At 75.1% G+C, this 17,457-nt stretch carries 18 protein-coding genes; 7 read left to right on the top strand and 11 right to left on the bottom strand.

Translation table 11 applies throughout. The annotated features are described in order from the left end of the window. Nucleotides 1-19 precede the first annotated feature (19 nt). Nucleotides 20-1,432 carry an FAD-dependent oxidoreductase gene (locus ACMXGY_RS00800; RefSeq protein WP_483774990.1) on the bottom strand — a complete coding sequence of 471 codons (1,413 nt, stop codon included), beginning with the start codon at nt 1,430-1,432 and terminating at the stop codon, nt 20-22. Between the two features lie 83 nt (nt 1,433-1,515). Between ACMXGY_RS00800 and ACMXGY_RS00795 the strand changes: the two genes are divergently transcribed. Continuing rightward, nucleotides 1,516-1,887: an ArsR/SmtB family transcription factor gene (locus tag ACMXGY_RS00795; protein ID WP_483774989.1), complete on the top strand. Its 372-nt coding sequence runs from the start codon at nt 1,516-1,518 to the stop codon at nt 1,885-1,887. Between the two features lie 25 nt (nt 1,888-1,912). Here ACMXGY_RS00795 and ACMXGY_RS00790 read toward each other — a convergent pair whose 3' ends face one another. Next, a complete protein-coding gene (locus ACMXGY_RS00790) occupies nt 1,913-2,206 on the bottom strand; it encodes a hypothetical protein (RefSeq protein WP_483774988.1) in 294 nt (97 codons plus the stop codon). A gap of 113 nt (nt 2,207-2,319) precedes the next feature. Here ACMXGY_RS00790 and ACMXGY_RS00785 point away from each other — a divergent pair, with 113 nt between their 5' ends. Continuing rightward, nucleotides 2,320-3,336 (top strand): 5'-3' exonuclease, encoded by a 1,017-nt coding sequence (locus ACMXGY_RS00785; protein WP_483774987.1) that lies wholly within the window; start codon nt 2,320-2,322, stop codon nt 3,334-3,336. A gap of 25 nt (nt 3,337-3,361) precedes the next feature. On the opposite strand, the gene ACMXGY_RS00780 is transcribed toward ACMXGY_RS00785, so the two are convergent. The 3 genes from ACMXGY_RS00780 to ACMXGY_RS00770 all read right to left on the bottom strand — a co-directional run bounded on the left by ACMXGY_RS00780 (nt 3,362) and on the right by ACMXGY_RS00770 (nt 6,311). Next, the gene (locus tag ACMXGY_RS00780; protein ID WP_483774986.1) at nt 3,362-4,189 is read right to left on the bottom strand and encodes an alpha/beta fold hydrolase; all 828 of its coding nucleotides are present in this window, start codon (nt 4,187-4,189) and stop codon (nt 3,362-3,364) included. Nucleotides 4,190-4,247: 58 nt separating this feature from the next. After that, a complete protein-coding gene (locus tag ACMXGY_RS00775) occupies nt 4,248-4,961 on the bottom strand; it encodes an alpha/beta fold hydrolase (RefSeq protein ID WP_483774985.1) in 714 nt (237 codons plus the stop codon). A gap of 153 nt (nt 4,962-5,114) precedes the next feature. Next, nucleotides 5,115-6,311, bottom strand: a complete 1,197-nt coding sequence (locus tag ACMXGY_RS00770) for a PucR family transcriptional regulator (protein WP_483774984.1) — start codon at nt 6,309-6,311, stop codon at nt 5,115-5,117. A gap of 145 nt (nt 6,312-6,456) precedes the next feature. Between ACMXGY_RS00770 and ACMXGY_RS00765 the strand changes: the two genes are divergently transcribed. Together ACMXGY_RS00765 and ACMXGY_RS00760 are read left to right on the top strand one after the other, a co-directional pair. Continuing rightward, nucleotides 6,457-8,724, top strand: coding sequence for a helix-turn-helix domain-containing protein (locus ACMXGY_RS00765; RefSeq protein ID WP_483774983.1), 2,268 nt, complete (start codon nt 6,457-6,459; stop codon nt 8,722-8,724). A gap of 132 nt (nt 8,725-8,856) precedes the next feature. Further along, the gene (locus ACMXGY_RS00760) at nt 8,857-10,302 is read left to right on the top strand and encodes an FAD-binding oxidoreductase (protein WP_483774982.1); all 1,446 of its coding nucleotides are present in this window, start codon (nt 8,857-8,859) and stop codon (nt 10,300-10,302) included. Between the two features lie 25 nt (nt 10,303-10,327). Here ACMXGY_RS00760 and ACMXGY_RS00755 read toward each other — a convergent pair whose 3' ends face one another. The 3 genes from ACMXGY_RS00755 to ACMXGY_RS00745 are packed head-to-tail and all read right to left on the bottom strand — an operon-like array spanning nt 10,328 to nt 11,509. Continuing rightward, complete coding sequence (locus ACMXGY_RS00755; RefSeq protein WP_483774981.1) at nt 10,328-10,786, bottom strand: phosphatase domain-containing protein; 459 nt, start codon at nt 10,784-10,786, stop codon at nt 10,328-10,330. Between the two features lie 10 nt (nt 10,787-10,796). After that, complete coding sequence (locus tag ACMXGY_RS00750) at nt 10,797-11,057, bottom strand: DedA family protein (RefSeq protein WP_483774980.1); 261 nt, start codon at nt 11,055-11,057, stop codon at nt 10,797-10,799. Further along, complete coding sequence (locus tag ACMXGY_RS00745; protein WP_483774979.1) at nt 10,994-11,509, bottom strand: DedA family protein; 516 nt, start codon at nt 11,507-11,509, stop codon at nt 10,994-10,996. The genes ACMXGY_RS00750 and ACMXGY_RS00745 overlap by 64 nt, the downstream gene beginning before the upstream one ends. Nucleotides 11,510-11,639: 130 nt before the next feature. On the opposite strand from ACMXGY_RS00745, the gene ACMXGY_RS00740 reads away from it, so the two are divergent. Both ACMXGY_RS00740 and ACMXGY_RS00735 read left to right on the top strand, forming a co-directional pair. After that, on the top strand, nt 11,640-12,803 hold the full coding sequence (locus tag ACMXGY_RS00740) for a sensor histidine kinase (protein ID WP_483774978.1): 1,164 nt from the start codon (nt 11,640-11,642) through the stop codon (nt 12,801-12,803). Then, on the top strand, nt 12,794-13,441 hold the full coding sequence (locus tag ACMXGY_RS00735) for a response regulator transcription factor (RefSeq protein WP_483774977.1): 648 nt from the start codon (nt 12,794-12,796) through the stop codon (nt 13,439-13,441). The genes ACMXGY_RS00740 and ACMXGY_RS00735 overlap by 10 nt, the downstream gene beginning before the upstream one ends. A 34-nt stretch (nt 13,442-13,475) precedes the next feature. On the opposite strand, the gene ACMXGY_RS00730 is transcribed toward ACMXGY_RS00735, so the two are convergent. Together ACMXGY_RS00730 and ACMXGY_RS00725 are read right to left on the bottom strand one after the other, a co-directional pair. Beyond that, complete coding sequence (locus ACMXGY_RS00730) at nt 13,476-14,051, bottom strand: DUF4240 domain-containing protein (protein WP_483774976.1); 576 nt, start codon at nt 14,049-14,051, stop codon at nt 13,476-13,478. Between the two features lie 102 nt (nt 14,052-14,153). After that, complete coding sequence (locus tag ACMXGY_RS00725; RefSeq protein WP_483774975.1) at nt 14,154-15,047, bottom strand: LysR family transcriptional regulator; 894 nt, start codon at nt 15,045-15,047, stop codon at nt 14,154-14,156. Nucleotides 15,048-15,118: 71 nt separating this feature from the next. Here ACMXGY_RS00725 and dapA point away from each other — a divergent pair, with 71 nt between their 5' ends. Further along, on the top strand, nt 15,119-15,994 hold the full coding sequence (gene dapA / locus ACMXGY_RS00720) for a 4-hydroxy-tetrahydrodipicolinate synthase (protein WP_483774974.1): 876 nt from the start codon (nt 15,119-15,121) through the stop codon (nt 15,992-15,994). A 46-nt stretch (nt 15,995-16,040) separates the two neighbouring features. On the opposite strand, the gene ACMXGY_RS00715 is transcribed toward dapA, so the two are convergent. Next, on the bottom strand, nt 16,041-17,450 hold the full coding sequence (locus ACMXGY_RS00715) for an FAD-binding oxidoreductase (RefSeq protein WP_483774973.1): 1,410 nt from the start codon (nt 17,448-17,450) through the stop codon (nt 16,041-16,043). Nucleotides 17,451-17,457 lie beyond the last annotated feature (7 nt).

Below are 17,457 nucleotides of genomic sequence, written 5' to 3'. Positions count from 1 at the left end.
ACGACGTCGGCCGGCGTCCTCACGCGTCCTGCCCGTCGCCCGACCGGCCGTGGACGACGCCGGTCGCGAACCCCACCCCCACCGGTGCGCCGACGCCGAGCGTGACCAGCTGCGGCTCTGCCGCTGCGCTGCCACAGCAGGACCCCGCACCGCCGTCGGCCTCCAGGGCGAGGTCCGACGAGCAGACGCCCGTGGCGGGCAGGTTCAGCTCGACCGCGTCCGCCGCCGCGCGGTCCCCGGCCAACGCCGCGGCGATCGAGCGCACCTGCTCGTACCCCGTGGCGAGGAGGAACGTCGGTGCGCGCCCGTAGGACTTCATGCCGGCGAGGTAGAACCCGTCGTCCGGGTGGGACAGCACCTGCTCCCCGTGTGGCGGCACCGTGCCACAGGAGTGCTGGTTCGGGTCGACGAGCGGGGCCAGCGCGCTTGGAGCCTCGACGACGGGGTCGAGGTCCAGGCGCACCTCGCGCAGCATGTCGAGGTCAGGGCGGAACCCGGTCGCGTTGACGATCTGGTGCACGTCCAGGTTCAGCGCCCCGTCGCGCGCCGTGCCCAGGACCTGCACGGAGTCCCCGTCCGGGACGAGGCGCTCGATCGAGACCCGGGTGAGCAGGGTCAGGCGCCCCGCCTCTACGGCCGCCCGCAGCCGCGTGCCGAGCAGCCCGCGCGCCGGGAGCTCGTCGTCGGCCCCGCCGCCGAACAGACGCCGCGCCGAGCCGCCGCGGATCGCCCACGTGACCGTGGTGCCCGGCTCGGCCTCGGAGAGCTCGACGAGGCTCAGCAGCGTGTTCGCCGCCGAGTGCCCCATCCCGACCACGAGGGTGTCCCGGCCGGCGAACCGGTCGCGCTGCGACCCGAGGACGTCGGGCAGCGGCCCGGTGACATACCCGACGGCCTCCACCTCGCCGGCGGCGGGCAGACCCGAGACGCCCAGCGGGTTCGACGTCGAGAAGGTTCCCGACGCGTCGATCACCGCGCGCGCCAGCACGTCCGCGACCCGTCCGTCCGGGCCGACCGTGCGCACCCGGTAGCCGCTCCGCTCGCGCCCGAGGGAACGCGTCTTGTCCGCGCCGTCGCGCGCGACGGCCAGGACCCGTGTCCCGGTGCGCAGCCGTGGCGCGATCTGCGGCGTCGCGGCCAGCGGCGCCAGGTACCGCCCGACGAGCTCCCCACCGGTCGGCAGCGTCTCCGGGTCCGGCTCGGCCCAGCCCGTCGGCTCCAGCAGACGACGCGCCGCGGCGTCGACGTCGTACCGCCACGGGGAGAACAACCGCACGTGGCCCCACGACGCGATCGCCGCACCCGGGCCGTCACCCGACTCGAGCACCAACGGCTCGAGTCCACGCTCCAGCAGGTGCGCCGCGGCCGCCAGGCCCACCGGGCCCGCGCCGATCACCACGACCGGCAGCTCGTCCCGCACTACCTCGCCCATCACGCCTCCTCGCATCGACAAACTTCGATCAACGACAGGACGCCAACGTATCCATAAACGTCGATGCGTGGCAAGATGGAGGGATGACGACCACCGCGCTCACCCTCGAGGCACCGGACACCTCTGCGACGGGCGGGTGCTGCGCGCCGCTCGTGCGCGACGCCGCCGACCCCGAGACGGCGCGCGACCTGGCCCGCGTGTTCAAGGCGCTCGGCGACCCCACCCGGGTGCAGCTGCTGTCGATCGTCGCCGCGCACGACGGCGGCGAGGCGTGCGTGTGCGACCTGACCGAGCCCGTCGGCCTCGCACAGCCCACCGTGAGCCACCACCTCAAGATCCTCGTCGACGCCGGCCTGCTCGCCCGCGAGCAGCGTGGCCGCTGGGCGTACTACTCCCTCGTCGAGGGCGCGCTGGCCCGCGTCGCGACCTCGCTCGCCGACGCCACCGCCCGCTGAGCCGAGTGACGGCGCGCGGAGCCGGTCAGGACCTGCGCCCCCGCAGCGCGATCACCGGGCCCGAGAAGATGGCGATGCCGAGCATGAAGCCGACGTCGTACCAGTTCCCGTTGTTGTCGACCTCGTAGATGCTCACCGTGTCCGTGAACAGCGACACGATGAACGAGAACGGCAGGATCATGCCCTGCCACAGGCCCCACCAGAAGCCGTAGCCGCCGGGGTTGGCCGTGACGTTCGGCCCGGCCGCGCACGCCCCGAGGACCAGGAGCACGGCGATACCCAGCACCAGGCCGGCTCCCCGTCGTGTCGTCACTGACATGTGCCTCACCTCCGGGACCAGTGAACCGCGCGTCCCGCGCTGCGGCGAGCGCGCGCGGTGACGACGCGGTGCCGGCCGGACCCGGCGTCGGCGGCGTGCGGCAGGATGAGGCCATGACGCAGAGCACCGACGACGGCGCCCGCCCGAGCGAGACCGGCACGGCCGGCGGGGACCTCCTGCTCCTCGACACCGCGAGCCTGTACTTCCGCGCGTTCTTCGGCGTGCCCGACTCGGTCAAGGCGCCCGACGGCACGCCCGTCAACGCGGTGCGCGGGCTGCTCGACATGATCGCGACGCTCGTCACCGACCGCCGCCCGACGCGCCTCGTCGCGTGCTGGGACGACGACTGGCGGCCCGCGTTCCGCGTCGAGGCGATCCCGTCGTACAAGGCGCACCGGGTCGCGCGGGAGGTGCCGGGCACGACGGGCGTCGAGGAGGTCCCGGAGAAGCTCCTCGCGCAGGTCCCGGTGATCGTCGAGGTGCTGGCCGCGCTCGGGATCGCACGCGTCGGGGTGCCTGGGTACGAGGCCGACGACGTCATCGGCACCCTCACCGCGCACGAGGTCGCGCGCCGCGCCGGCGCCCCGCTCGACGCCTCCGGTCGCGCCGCCGTCGAGGTCGTCACGGGTGACCGCGACCTGTTCCAGCTCGTCGACGACGCCGCGGGCGTGCGCATCCTCTACCCGACGAAGGGCGTCCGGAACCTCGACGTCGTCGACCAGGCGCGCCTCGCCGAGCGGTACGCCCTCCCGTCCGGACAGGCCTACGCCGACATGGCAGTGCTCCGCGGCGACCCGAGCGACGGCCTTCCGGGCGTGCCCGGCATCGGGGAGAAGACGGCGGTCGCGCTCCTCGCCCGGTACGGCGACCTCGCGGGCGTGCTCGCCGCGCGCGACGCGGGCGACGCCGGTCTCACCGCGACCCAGCGGCGCCGGCTCACCGAGGCGGCGGACTACCTCGCCGTCGCGCCGCTCGTCGTGCGCGTCGCCCCCGACGCACCGGTCGGTGCCGTCGACGACGCGCTGCCGACGGCACCGGCCGACCCCGACGCGCTCGCGGCCCTGACCGAGCGCTGGGGGCTCGGGTCGTCCGTCCGGCGGGTCCTCGACGCGCTCGGCGCCACCAGCTGACGGCTCGACCCCGGCGGGGACGCCGCTACCTCGCGAGGAACGCGAGGATGTCGGCGTCGAGCTGCTCCTGGTAGTCGCCGTAGATGCCGTGCGGCGCACCCGGGTAGACCTTGAGCACCCCGTCCTTGACGAGCTCGGCGCTCTTGAGCGCGGCGTCGGCGATCGGGACGATCTGGTCGTCGTCGCCGTGCGCGAGGAAGACGGGCACGTCGAGCGCCCGGAGGTCCTCGGTGAAGTCGGTCTCGGAGAAGGCCGCGACACAGTCGTAGGCGGCCTGGAGCCCGACGAGCATCCCCTGACGCCAGAAGTCGTCGCGGGCGCCCTGCGACACCGTCGACCCCTCGCGGTTCGCGCCGAAGAACTGCGACGAGAGGTCCTGGTAGAACTGCGACCGGTCCTTCAGCACCCCGGCGCGGATCCCGTCGAACACCTCGATCGGGGTGCCCTCCGGGTTGGACTCGGACCTCACCATGACCGGCGGCACCGCCCCGGCGGTGATGACCTTCGCCACGCGGCCCACGCCGTGCCGGGCTGCGTACCGCACGACCTCGCCGCCGCCCGTGGAGTGGCCCACGAGGGCGACGTCGTGCAGGTCGAGGTGCTCCACGAGCTCCGCGAGGTCGCGGGCGTAGGTATCCATGTCGTTGCCCTGCCAGGGCTGGGACGAGCGTCCGTGCCCTCGGCGGTCGTGCGCGACGGCGCGGTAGCCGTGGTCGGCGAGCAGCTTCAGCTCGACCTGCCAGGCGTCCGAGCTGAGCGGCCACCCGTGGCTCAGCACGACGGGCCGGCCCGTCGTGGGCCCCTGCTCGGTGTAGTAGATCTGCGTTCCGTCGGTGGTGGTGATGTACGGCATGTTCGTCTCTCCAGGAGTGGGGGTGCGGGAGGGCGCGTGCTGCGCGGCTCGGCGGCGGTCAGCCCAGCTCGGCGACCGCCTCGACGATGAGGGCGGCGACCTCGGCCGGGTGCGTCTGCATGACCAGGTGCGGCGCGTCGAGCTCGAGCACCTTGCGCACGCCGGCCCGCTGGTAGCCGAACCGCTCGACGTCGGGGTTGATGGTGTGGTCGGCGCTCGAGACGATCCCCCACGACGGCTTCGTCCTCCACGCGGCGACCGAGGCGGGCTCGCCGAACGCGAACGCCGAGAGCGGACGCTGGGACACGGCGAGCACGCGCGCGACGTCGGGGTCCACCCCGGCGGCGAACACGGCCGGGAAGGCGTCCACGGCCACCGAGACGTCGGTACCGGGCTCGCCACCACCCTCGACTGGGTACGGCGCGTACACGAGGTTCGCGGCGAGGTCGGAGTCGGGGAAGCCGCCCTGGAGCTGCCCGAGGCTCTCGCCCTCGTCGAGGGCGTAGCCCGAGACGTACACGAGGCCGATCACGTTCTCGGCCACCCCGGCGACCGTGATCACCGCGCCGCCGTAGGAGTGGCCGGCGAGGAGCACCGGGCCGTCGATCTGCTCGACGAACGAGGTGAGGTACGCGGCGTCGCCCGACAGGCTGCGGTTGGGCACCGGCGGGACCAGCACCCGGTAGCCCTCGTCGAGGAGGCGACGGGTGACGGGTGCCCAGCTGGCGGCATCGGCGAACGCGCCGTGCACGAGGACGATGGTGGGTGACATGGTCTTCTCCTTCGGTGTCCTGCGTCCGGACCCGGGGTCCGGACGACCCTGACGACGCTACGGACGCGGGGCGGCGGTCTGTACGGACCGGCGTCGAGACCTCGTTCGACAGATGTCGGACGCCGACGCGCGGCGTCGCCGACGCGGCCGGGTTCACGGGCGGGCGTCCGCGTCCCAGAGCCGCGCGAGCTTGAGCGCGAGGTGCAGGGCGCTGCGTTGCAGCCCGTCCTCGAGCGCTCGGGTCACGACCTCCGGCATGTTCTCCAGCCGGTAGTAGAGCGTCGTGCGGTGGATGTGGAGGAGCTCGCACGCGCGGCGGACGTTCCCGGCGACGTCCAGGTAGGTCTCGACCGTGCGCAGCTGGGTGTCGTCGTGCTGGAGCCGCAGCGCGGCCGCGGCCGGTGACGCCATCGGGAGCACCGACGGCTCGACCGGCATCGACGCGAGCAGCGCCCACGCACCCACGTCGTCGATGTCGACGCTCCGCCCGAGCTCCGGCAGCGCCGCCGACAGCCGGGCGGCCGTCGAGGCGCTCCGCACGGCGTCGACGACGTCGTCGGCACCAGGATCGAGCCGCGACGAGCCGATCCCCAGGAGGGTGACGCCGCGGCGCTCGGCAGCCTCGGCGATGCGCGCGTCCGACCCGGCGCGGTCGTGCCGGCGGCCGAGGACGAGCACGACGTCGTCACGGACGCCGATCACGTGCTGCGGCGGGTGGAGCGCGGCGAGCGAGCGGGCGAACGCCGTGCGCCGGACGCCGCTCGCGCGCCCGTCCGTGCGCAGCGCCCGCACGACCGTCCGGTCTCCGCGCTCGACCCAGCCGCGCTGCACCGCGAGCGCGAGCGCCGCCCGACGCTCCCCGGCCTCGTCCGCGAGCAGCGACGCGAGCACCCGTGCCCGTTCTGAGGCGTCGGCGCGGGCGGGCCCGCCGGTGAGCACCTGCCGGGCGAGCACGACGGCGGCGTCGACGGCCGCGTGGTCCGTCGCCGACAACGGCGGGAGGCCCCCCGTGATCAGCCAGAGCATCCCGAGCAGGGACTCGTCGCTCCGCACGGGGACGGCGAGCCGCTCGCGGCCCCGGAAGGTGTCCAGCGGGACGGTGACCGGCCCGCGGGCCTCCTCGATGCCGAGGCTCTCGAGGTACGCCCGTGCCGGCTCGGGAGTCCTCCGGCGCAGCAGGCTCTGCGCGCGCAGGTGGTCGATCTCGTCGCCCTGCGCGCTGGCCGCGAGCGGCACGTAGTCGGGGCCGTTGATGACGACCGACCGACCGAGCAGCGTCGCGAGGTCGTCGACGACGTCCTGCAGGCTGAGGTGGTCCTGGACCACCGGCCGTTCCACGAGCTCCGTCATGGCGGGTCCTCTCGTCGCAGTTTTGCCGAAGCGACGCGACGCTGAGACCCTCTGGCTGTGAGCAGTGCATCCATTGGAGCCGACGCCGCCCGGGTCGCACCATGAAGTTGACCGGAAGTTTGCGCGGCTCCGTCGGGCGGTGGTCGTGAGTGCCCCGACGTCGCTCGCGGCGCTGCTCCGGCAGCACCGCCTCGACGCCGACCTGACCATCGAGGCGCTCGCCGCACGGTCAGGAGTCAGCGACCGGGCGATCAGCGACATCGAGCGCGGTGTGAGCGTGCGTCCCAGGAGCAGCACGATGCGCGTCCTGGCCGACGCGCTCGGGCTGTCCGAGCCGGTGCGCGGCCAGCTCCTCGCCGCGGCGCGGCATGCCCGGCGGGCGACGGCCGGCGACGCCCGGGTGGTCGACCTGGAGCCGCACCGGCTGGCCGACTTCACCGGGCGCGAGGCCGAGATCCGCGCGGTCGTCGACCACCTGGCCCCGTCCCCCTCGTCCGCCTCGTCGCCCGACGGTGCGACGGCGCCCGTCGTCCTGTGCGGCACGCCCGGGGTCGGCAAGACGTCGATCGCCGTGGAGGCGCTGCACCGGCACGTCCCCGACCGGCACCCCCGGTTGTTCGTCGCCCTCGGCGCGCTCGACGTGATCCCCCTCGCACCGCTGCAGGTGCTCCAGTCGCTGCTCCGCCAGCTCACGGGAGAGCAGGACGTCCCCAAGACCCTCGGAGCGGCCGTCGCCGCGTGGCGGGCGGCGGTGGAGACTACGCCGGTGGCCGTGCTGCTGGACGACGCCGCGTCCGAGGACCAGGTCCGTCCTGTGCTCTCGGCCAGGCGGCCGAGCGTCGTCGTGGTCACGTCACGGCGCACCCTCGCCGGGCTCGAGGGCGCGCGGCGGCTCCAGGTCGGCCCGCTCCCGAGGACGGAGGGCGTCGAGCTCCTCCGCCGGATCCTGTCCCCCGCGCAGGCCGGCACGGGCGACCTGGACGAGCTGGCCCGTCTGTGCGCCGACGTCCCGCTGGCGCTGCGCATCGCCGGGAACCGGCTGGCGACGCAACCGTCGTGGAGCGTCGACGACATCGTGCGGCGGCTGGGCGCCGAGGAGAGGCGCCTGCGGACGCTCAGCGCGGGCGACCTCGCCGTGGAGTCGGCGTTCGAGCTCTCGTACGCGCACCTCGACGAGCCGTCCCGCACGCTGTTCCGCCGCCTCTCCCTGCTCGACGGGGCGTCCTTCGACGCCCGGCTCGCGGGCGCCGTGGGAGACCTCGACGCCGAGGACGCGCAGGACCTGCTCGACGGCCTCGTGGGGCTCGGCCTGGTCGAGGCGCTGACCGGGGACCGCTACCGCCTGCACGACCTCCTCCGGCTCTACGCGGCGTCGCGCCTCCGCTCGGAGGAGTCGGCACCGTCCGTCTCCGCGCGTCGCCGACGGCTGCGCGAGTGGCTCCTCGCCACGACGACCGAGGCCGGTTCGTGGTTCGAGCCGCGTCGGCCCGTCCCGGTGGACGCCGACCTCCGGCTGGACTTCTCCTCCGACGACGACGCCCGGCACTGGTTGATCACCGAGTCCGAGCACTGGTTCGCGGCGTACCGCGACGCGGCGGCACGCGGTGACCACACCACCGTCCTCGCCGTCGCGGACTCCCTCCACTGGTTCTCCGACCTCTGGCTCGGCTGGGGTCACTGGCACGAGCTCTACGCGGCCTCGGCAGCGGCGGCCGCCGCCGTCGACGACCCGGGCCAGCAGGCGCGGCACCTGGGCTACCTCGCGTGGACCCAGATCGTCGAGACCCGCGACCCGTCCGCGGCCCACGCGACGAGCGAGCGCGCGCTGCACGCAGCCCGGCTCGCCGGCGACCTGTCGCAGCGCGGCTGGGCGAGCTTCTACCTGGCGTGGAGCCGGCTCGTCCTCGGTGACGTCCCCGCGGCCGACAGCGCCGCCGACGACGCGGTCGACGACTTCGCCGCCGCGGGCGACGTCGAGGGCGGACTCCAGGCCCGCTCGATCCGCGCGCAGACCCGCAGCCTGAAGGACCCCGGCCTCGGGGTGCTCGAGTACCGCGGGCTCGTGGAGTTCCTCCGCTCGGCAGGCGACGGTCTTCCTGGCAACATCCGCGCGGTCGCCGAGGTCAACGCGCACGCGTCGATCGCGGCGACGCTCGTCACGCTCCGGCGCTACGACGAGGCGGTCGTCGCGGCGTCCGACGCCCTGGCCGTGGCCCTGCGTCACGACTTCGTCTCCGGGCAGGCCAGGGCGCACCGGCACCGCGGGACCGCCGCGGCCGCGCTGGGGCGCCACGACGACGCGCGGGCAGACCTGGCATCCGCGCTCTCCCTCGGCACCGGTGTCCAGTCCGAGGCATGGCTCGACGAGGTGGCGGCGACGCTCGCGGGGCTGCCCGACGCGCAGGACACCTGACGCTCTGCGCGCCACGAACCGTGGGCTCGGCCCTCCCTCCTCTCGGGCGCACGCGTCGCACGCCCCGCGCGCGCCGTCGTGCGGGCGACGACGCCGGGCGCCCGACCTGACCGAACGACCGAGGGGAACACCATGCCCGGCAGCAGCCACAGCCCGTCGACCGGCACCACCGACGACAACGCCCGTCAGGGTGCGGGCGCCTTGCCCGACGAGGTCGGCGCGCTGCGAGCGCGCCTCACCGGTACCGCGCTCGCCCGGGGCGAGCGCGTCCCGGGCAGCGCCGACGACGACCCGACCGCGGCGGAGCTCGTCGCGGCGCACAGCACCCTCGTCGTGCACGACCCGGACGTCGTGGTGCTCGCGGCGACGGAGGCCGACGTCGTCGAGGCCGTCCGGTTCGCGGCCCACCACGGGCTGCGGGTGCACCTCCACGCGACGGGGCACGGCGCGGCCGTGCCGATCACGGACGGGCTCGTCCTCGGGACCACCGACCTCGCCGGGGTCGAGGTCGACCCGGAGGCGCGGGTCGCGCGGATCGGCGCTGGCACCCGGTGGAGGACCGTCGTCGACGCCGGGGCGGAGCACGGGCTCGCGCCGGTCACCGGGTCGTCGACCGGTGTCGGGGTCGTCGGGTACACGCTCGGGGGCGGCTTCGGCCCGCTCTCTCGCAGCCACGGGCTCACGACCGACTGGGTGCACGGGTTCCGGGTCGTGCTCGCGGACGGCTCGGTCGTCGAGGCGGGCCCCGACTCGGAGCCGGACCTGTTCTGGGCGCTGCGCGGTGGCAAGGGTGGCCTGGGGGTCGTGACCCGCGTCGACGTCGAGCTCGCTCCTCTGCGCACGCTGTACGCGGGCGCGCTGACGTTCGACACGCCGCACGTCGAGGACGTGCTGCGCGGCTGGGCCGACTGGACGGCCACGGCCCCCGACGACGTCACGACCTCGGTCGCCGTCCTCGCCCTGCCCGACCTGCCGTTCATCCCCGAGCACCTGCGCGGGCGCACCGTGCTCAACCTGCGCTTCGCCTACCCGGGCGACACCGCCCAGGGCGAGCGGTTCGCCGCGCCGCTCCGGGCGCTCGCCCCGGCGCTCGCCGACGCGGTCGGGGAGATCCCGACGACCGCCGTCGGAAGCATCCACGCCGACCCCGACGACCCGGGCCCCTCCTGGGTGTTCGGCGCCGGGCTGCGCGACGTGGACACGGCGTTCCTCGACCGGTTCCTCGCCGAGCTCGGTCCCGGCAGCGGCTCTCCCTTCCTCGGCCTCGAGCTGCGGCACCTCGGTGGCGCGAGCGCCCGCGACGTGGACGGCGGGTCGGCCGCGGGCGGACGCACGGCCGGCTTCCTCGTCACGCTGCTCGGCCTGAACCCGCCGCGCGTGCCGGACATGATCGAGGCGGCAGCGGCGTTCGCGCAGTGGTCCCAGCCGTGGGCGGCGACGGAGACGAACATCAACTTCCTGCCGGGCCCGTGGACGGACGAGGCCGTCGCGCGGGCGTGGTCCCCGGAGACGGCTGCGCGCCTGGCGTCGGTGCGGTCGGCGTACGACCCCGCGGGTCTGTTCGCCTGGCGCGCCTGACGTCGCGCCGACGGCTCCGAGCGAGTCAGTCGTGGCGACGCTCGGCGCCGACGGCCCGGGCTCCGGTACGCACGACCCAGCGTCGTTGCCACGGCGTCTCGACGGCGCGGGGCCGGTAGTGCTCGCGGACCCAGCCGACGGCCTCGTCCGGGGAGAGTCCGCCCAGGACGGCGAGCAGCGCGAGCGCCGTGCCGGTGCGACCGGTCCCGCCGCCGCAGGCCAGCTCGACGCGCTGGTCCGCGGCCCGCTCGTGCGCCACCCGCAGCGCCGCGACCGCGTCGGCCGTCGACCAGGGCAGCGCGAAGTCCGGCCAGCGCACCCAGCGCGACTCCCACTCCTGGACGGGCGGGCGGGAGCCGGTGAGGTAGACCCCGAGCTCCGGTTCCTGGCCGGGTGCGGGGGGCCCGTCACGCAACCCCCGCCCGCGCACGCGACGACCGTCCGGCAGCTCGACCACGCCGGCCCGGTCCTCCCACGCACCCATGCGTCCTCCCTCACCGTCGGGCGTGCCGCTGCGGCGGCGCGGGGGCGGAGCGCTTCCCGTCCGCCGCTCGCCGCGAGCGGCGACGCAGGACGTGGACGACGTACGCCGCCGCGAGGAGCCCGGCGACGACGACGACGCCCTTCTGGTACGTCCCGATCACGGCCTCGATCTCGGTCCACCGCTCACCGAGACCGTAGCCGAGCAGGATCAGCGCCGTGTTCCAGACGCCGCTGCCGAGCGCCGTGAGCGCGAGGAACGTCCCGACCGACATGCGCTCGACGCCGGCGGGGACGGAGATGAGGCTGCGCACGATGGGGATGACGCGACCACGAGGACGGCCGTCGTCCCGTACCGCGCGAACCACGCCTCCGCGGTGTCGACGTCCTCGGCCCGCACGAGCGGCAGCCGAGCCGCGACCGCGCGGAGCCTCTCGGCGCCGAGCGCGGCGCCCAGCCGGTAGAGGAGCAGGGCGCCGACGACGGACCCGGCAGTGGTCCACAGGATCGCCTCGAGCAGCCCGAGGCGGCCCTGCGCCGCGGTGAATCCCGCCAGGGGCAGGATCACCTCGCTCGGGATCGGTGGGAACAGGTTCTCCAGCGTGACCGCGAGCCCCGCGCCCGGCGCGCCGAGCGACTCCATGAGGCCCACGGCCCAGTCGGTGAGGCGGCTGATCGGTCCGGCGTCGGCCGAGGCGGCCAGGGCGTGCGTCGTCGAGAAGGTCATGTCGTCGACGCTAGGGACGGCCCGGAGCCGCCACAGCGCGGTATCGCGCACGACCGGCGAGGGCATCCCGGACCCGACGGTGCGGTTTCCCGCAGTCCGCCGACGAGCACGCCTGGCTAGGGTGAGGCGCGTGCCTGCCCGAGCGCCGTCCGTCCTCCGCGCCTCGTACGGTGTCGCGCTCGGCGTGTGCCTCGTCCCGATGGACGCCGCCACGCTGCTCGCCGCGACGCTGGTCGCCCCGCTCCCCCGGGCCGGGTCGAGCGCGGGCGCATGGCGGCAGCGGTTCGTGGCGGGCGCCGTGCGGGTGCACGAGCGGCGGCTGGAGCGGTGGCTCGGCTGGAGCGCAGACCGACCCGAGGGCGCCGGCCGGCCGGTGCACTACCTCGCCGCGCGCCTCGCCGTGGGTCTGCTCAGCGCCGGGGTCGTGGCCCTGCTCGCCTACGGGGCGTTCGCCGCGACGCTCATGGTCGCGTCGTGGGCCTTCGACCTGCGCGTGCCCGCGCTCGCGGACGACGACAGCGACCCGACGACCGGGCTCACCGTCCTCTCGGCGCTGGTCCCCGGCGCGATCCTCCTGTACCTCGCGTTCATGGGACTCGTGGGGTCGGCGGCGCTCGAGCGCGCGGCGGCGAGCCGGCTCCTCGGCGCCGAGGACCGCACGCAGCTCCTCGCGCAGATCGAGTCGCTGACGGCGTCGCGCACCGACATCGTCGCGGCGGTCGAGGCCGAGCGCCGACGCGTCGAACGGGACCTGCACGACGGCGTCCAGCAGCAGGTCGTCGCTCTCGGCATGCTGCTCGACCGCGGTCGTCGCGCCACGGATCCCGCGGTCCGGGACCGGCTCCTCGCCGAGGCGTCCGACGAGGCGGCTCGCGTGCTCGCGGGTGTCCGCGACGTCGCGTGGCGTGTGCACCCCGCGGCGCTGGACACCCGTGGTCTGCGGCCGGTCCTGGCGCGCCTCGCGTCGCGCACCGCGCCCCCGGCACGGCTCGACTACCGGCTCGAACGACGCCTCCCACCGGAGGTGGAGGCGTGCGTCTACTACGTCGTGTCCGAGGCGCTGACGAACGTCGCGAAGCATGCGGGCACGACGTCGGCCGCCGTCACGGTGGCCGCGGCCGACGGCGTCGTCACCGTCACCGTCACCGACGACGGGCGGGGCGGGGCGACGACGCGCGGCGGGCGCGGTCTCGCGGGGCTCGCGGCACGGGCCGCGGCGCTCGGGGGTTCGCTCTCCGTCGACAGCCCGCGCGGTGGACCCACGACCGTGACGGCGGTGCTGCCGTGCGCGTGATGATCGCCGAGGACTCGGCCCTGCTGCGAGAGGGGCTCCGTGCCCTCCTGGTGGACGAGGGCGTGACGGTCGAGGCCGCCGTCGGGGACGCCGACGAGCTCCTGGCGCTGCTCGCGCGACGCCCGGCCCCCGACGTCGTGCTGCTCGACGTCCGGATGCCCCCGACGCACACGGACGAGGGGATCCGGGCCGCGATCGAGGTCCGCCGCCGGTTCCCCGGCGTCGGCGTGCTCGTGCTCTCGCAGCACGTCGAGGCCGAGCCGACGCGCGACCTCGTGACCGGCGAGGGCGCCGGGGTCGGCTACCTGCTCAAGGACCGGGTGATGCGGGTCTCCGAGCTCCTCGACGCGCTGCGGCGGGTGGACGCGGGCGACTTCGTCGTCGACCCCGAGGTCGTCCGCCAGCTCTTCGCCGACACACGCCGCACCGACCCCCTGTCGCGGCTGACCGCACGCGAGCTCGACGTGCTGCGCCTCATGGCGGAGGGGCGGACGAACGCGGGCGTCGCGGCCGCGCTGCACCTGTCGCTCTCGGCGGTCGAGAAGCACGGCAACGCGATCTTCACCAAGCTCGGCCTCGACGCGGCCGACGGGTACAGCCGCCGCGTCCTCGCCGTGCTGCGCTATCTCCAGGGGTGACAGCCTGCCCCGCAGAGGCGCAGCACCGCGTCGGTCAGCCGCCGAACAGCGCGCTGAGCCGTGGGAGACGGCGTCCGTTCTCCGCCTCGTCGTCGAAGTCCCAGCTCCCTCCGGCGGGTTCGCTCCGCGACGGTGCGACCGACGTCGCCTCGCGCGCTGCGTAGTAGGCCTCGTCGTCCCCGCCCGTCGCGCGCGACCACGCGTCGCCGACGAGAGAGTCCAAGGACTCGTACCCGAACCACGCCGAGCCGCCGCCGGCCATCGCCGCGATCACGGGATGGTCGGCGAGCGAGTCGGGGTCGGCGAGCGCGCGCTCGAACGTCGCGCGACCCGCGAGGACGAGACCGTCGCGGAAGTCCATGAACCCGTCGTCGCTGCACCCGCCCTCGACGAGGTACGCCGCGCCCCACACGGGCCACGCGTACGCCTCGTGCGAGAGCGCGTCGGAGGCGACCGCGAACGCGAGGATCTCGTCCGCGTCGAGTCGCTCGACGAGGAGGTCGGTCAGTGCGCCGGGGAGCGGGTCGTCCTCCGCACCGCGGTCGTCCGCTCCCGCGCCAGCCCGGCCACGGGCGTCGTCGAGGAGCTGCCAGAAGGTCTCGGTGTCCATGACCGGGACCGTAGGGCGGGCCACCCACGCACCCTCAAGGACCGACGGGCGCCGGTGACCAGGCGCTCCACGAAGGGCGCGGGTCACGTGGCCCGGGGCGCCCTACCTCGCGGTGCGGGACCGGAGGCCGGTGGAGGAGGCCGCCGCGTGCAGAGCCTGACGGGCGGCGGCGATCACGGGATGCCTCCGGGTGCCGCGGCGGTAGGCCAGGAAGGTCCGGCGTCGGATCGGGAGCGGCGTGAGGACCACGCCGTCGGGAGCGTTCACCGTCCCGAGGTCCGGGACGAGGGCGACTCCCTGACCGGCGGCGACCAGGGCCAGCACGGCGCCGAAGTCGTCGGCGTGGTGACGGATCGCCGGCGTGAAGCCGGCGGCCTCGCAGGCCCGGACGGTCAGGGCGTGGCACAGGGTTCCCGGCGTGCCGGCGATCCACCACGCGTCACGACGGTCGGCGAGCGATCCGGGCCCCGTCGCCGCCAGGTGCACCGTCTCCTCCAGGAGGGTTTCGGACTCCAGGCCGGGCTCCGGGGCGAGGGGGACGTGGTCGTACTCCTGGACGAGCGCGACGTCGAGCGCGTCGCCGCGCAGGGCGTCGGGCGTGGCGGCCGGGTCGAGCTCCGAGACCCTCAGGCTCAGCCCCGGATGGTCGGTGCTGAGGCTCACGAGAGCGGGCGTCAGGAGGGTCGGGACCGCGGTCGGGAAGACGCCGATCCGCAGGGTTCCGCTCGACGTCGTGGCCGCCGAGGCCAGGTCGGCCGACGCGGAGTGGAGGATCTCGAGGATCGACTCGGTGTGCTCGACGAGCCCCTCGGCGGCCGGCGTCAGCCGGACCCGGCGGCCCGACCGCTCCAGGAGCGGCACCCCGGCCTCGCGCTCGAGCGCGGAGAGCTGCTGCGACACCGCCGAGGGCGTGTAGCTGAGCGCGTCGGCCACCGCCGCGATGGTCCCGCGGCGCGACAGCTCGCGGAGCAACCGGAGCCTGCGGACGTCGAGCATCAGCACACCTTACGCTCAAGGTCAGCAACGTGAACTGGACCTGATGGGTACCGGCATCGATCGTTGCACCCATGACGCTCTCCGGCCTCTACGTCCCGCTGGTCACCCCGTTCACCGCCGACGACCGGCTCGACGCCGACGCGCTCGCCGCCCTCGCCGCGACGGTCCTCGACGAGGGTGCGGCCGGCGTCGTCGCGCTCGGGACGACCGGGGAGCCGGCGACGCTGAGTCGCCACGAGGCGCGCCAGGTCGTCGAGGTGTGCGCCCGGGTCTGCGCGGAGCGCGGCCGACACCTGGTGGTGGGGACGGGCACCAACAGCACCACGGCGTCGGTCGGGCTCCTCGCCGACCTCGACCCGGGGACCACAGCAGCGCTCGTCGTCGTCCCGTACTACACGCGCCCGTCGCAGGACGGGGTCGTCGAGCACTTCCGCCGCCTGGCAGCGGCGACGCCCGTCCCGCTGGTCGTCTACGACGTCCCCTACCGGACGGGCCTCTCCCTGACGGCGGACACGCTGCACCGGCTCGGCGACCTGCCGGACGTCGTGGGGTTCAAGCACACGGTGGGCTCGATCGACGACACCACGATCACGTTCCTGAGCGGCATCCGACCCGACCTGTCCGTGCTGGCCGGGGACGACCTGTATGCCGGGCCGCTGATCGCCCTCGGTGCTCGCGGGGCGATCATGGCGAGCGCCAACGTGGCCCCGCGCGCGTACGCCGAGCTGGTCCGGGCGTGGCAGGTCGGCCCCACCGAGCTGGCCCGGACGCTGCACGACGAGCTGGTGCCCCTCACGCGCGCCCTGTTCGCCGAGCCCAACCCGGCGGTGGTCAAGGCCGTCCTCGCCGCGCAGGGCAGGATCCCCAGCCCTGGCGTGCGGCTGCCGCTGCTCCCCGCGACCCCTGCCGCCGTCGCCGCAGCGCTCGAGTGCCGCGCCCTCGGGTGAACGACGGTCGCTCCCCGAGCCGTCACCGCGTGCGGACGGCAGACCGCTACGCGGGGCGGACGGCGTGCCCGCCCGGGAGCCGGAAGACGTCGGCCGGGTCGTAGCGCGCCTTGACCGCGCGCAGGCGTGGCAGGTTGTCGCCGTAGTACGCGCGGGCCGGCTCGGGAAGGTCGGGGTCGGGAAAGGCCGGGAAGACACCGCCCGAACCCCAGGGGTGCGCGGTCTCCCACGAACGCCGCACGAACGCGTGAGCGGCGTCCTTGGCCCGGACGGGCGCGTCGGCGTGGACGACCGCCGAGTGCTTGAGCTGGAAGAGCTCGTCGCGGTGGACGAACGCTGTCGCGTCGGTGGCGACGCGGTTGTAGGCCCCGCCCCACGGCATGAAGTCGAGCTCGCGCTCCTCCCCGGCGACCCGGTCCTCGGTGAGGACGTCGAGCAGCGCGGTCACCGTGTCGGCCGGGAGGGGTGCGCGGAAGAACTCGGACCGGGCGACCAGCCAGGGGTCGTCGACCTCGGCGAGGTCCTCCAGGTCGTGGAACGCCGTCCCGGCGGGAGGCAGCCGTGCCCACAGCTGCCGGGTCCGGACGAAGGGCAGGACCTCGGCCCAGCGCCAGGTCGGTTCGGCCCCGACCCGTTCCCGGAGCTCGTCGAGCAAGGGGGACCTGTCGGTGTCCGCGTCCTGCAGCACGCCGTAGACGTTGACGGTGGGCGGCTCCGTCGGGTCGCCGGTGGCGACGAGCTTGAGGCTTGCGGCGAGCTCGTCGGGCCCCGACGGCGCCCAGGCCTGCCACGCCGCGACGACGTCGGCGGCGCGGTCGACGTCCCAGGCGAGATGGAAGGTGAGGGCACGCGGTGCGGGGACGGTCCGGAAGACGAACGACGTCACGACCCCGAAGGCTCCCGCACCGCCTCCGCGCAACGCCCAGAACAGGTCGGCGTCATGGGCTTCGTCGCACGTGACGGTGGTGCCGTCCGCCAGCACCACCTGGGCCGCGACCATGCGGTCGGAGACCAGTCCGTAGCGACGGCCCAGGACGCCGAGGCCGCCGCCCAGCGCCAGGCCGGCGATCCCGACCGTCGGGCACGTCCCGGCGGGAAGCGTCCGGCCGGACGGCGCCAGCCGGTCGTAGACCGCTCCGAGGCGGGCGCCCGCGCCGATCGTGACGAGGTCGCCGTCCTGCACGACGAAGTCCATCGGGCCGACGTCGAGCACGACGCCACGGCTCGACGAGTGCCCGGCAAAGCAGTGGCCCCCGCTGCGCACCGCGAACGGAAGGTCGTTCCGGCGCAGGAACAGCACGGTCTGGGCGACGTCGCCGGGCGACGTGCAGCGGACGGCCGCGCGCGCCCGGACGTCGTGGAACCGGGCGTTGAACCCGGTCGGGTCCGGGTCGAGGAGGACGCGACCGCCGATCGTCGCCTGCAACCGGTGCCAGTCCGGGCTCGACGTCGTCATGAGGCGA

This window comes from Cellulosimicrobium sp. G4 BAM 1002 (assembly GCF_057126935.1).
The sequence above is the reverse complement of the archived record's forward strand: the minus strand, read 5'-3'. Positions and strand labels throughout refer to the sequence as shown.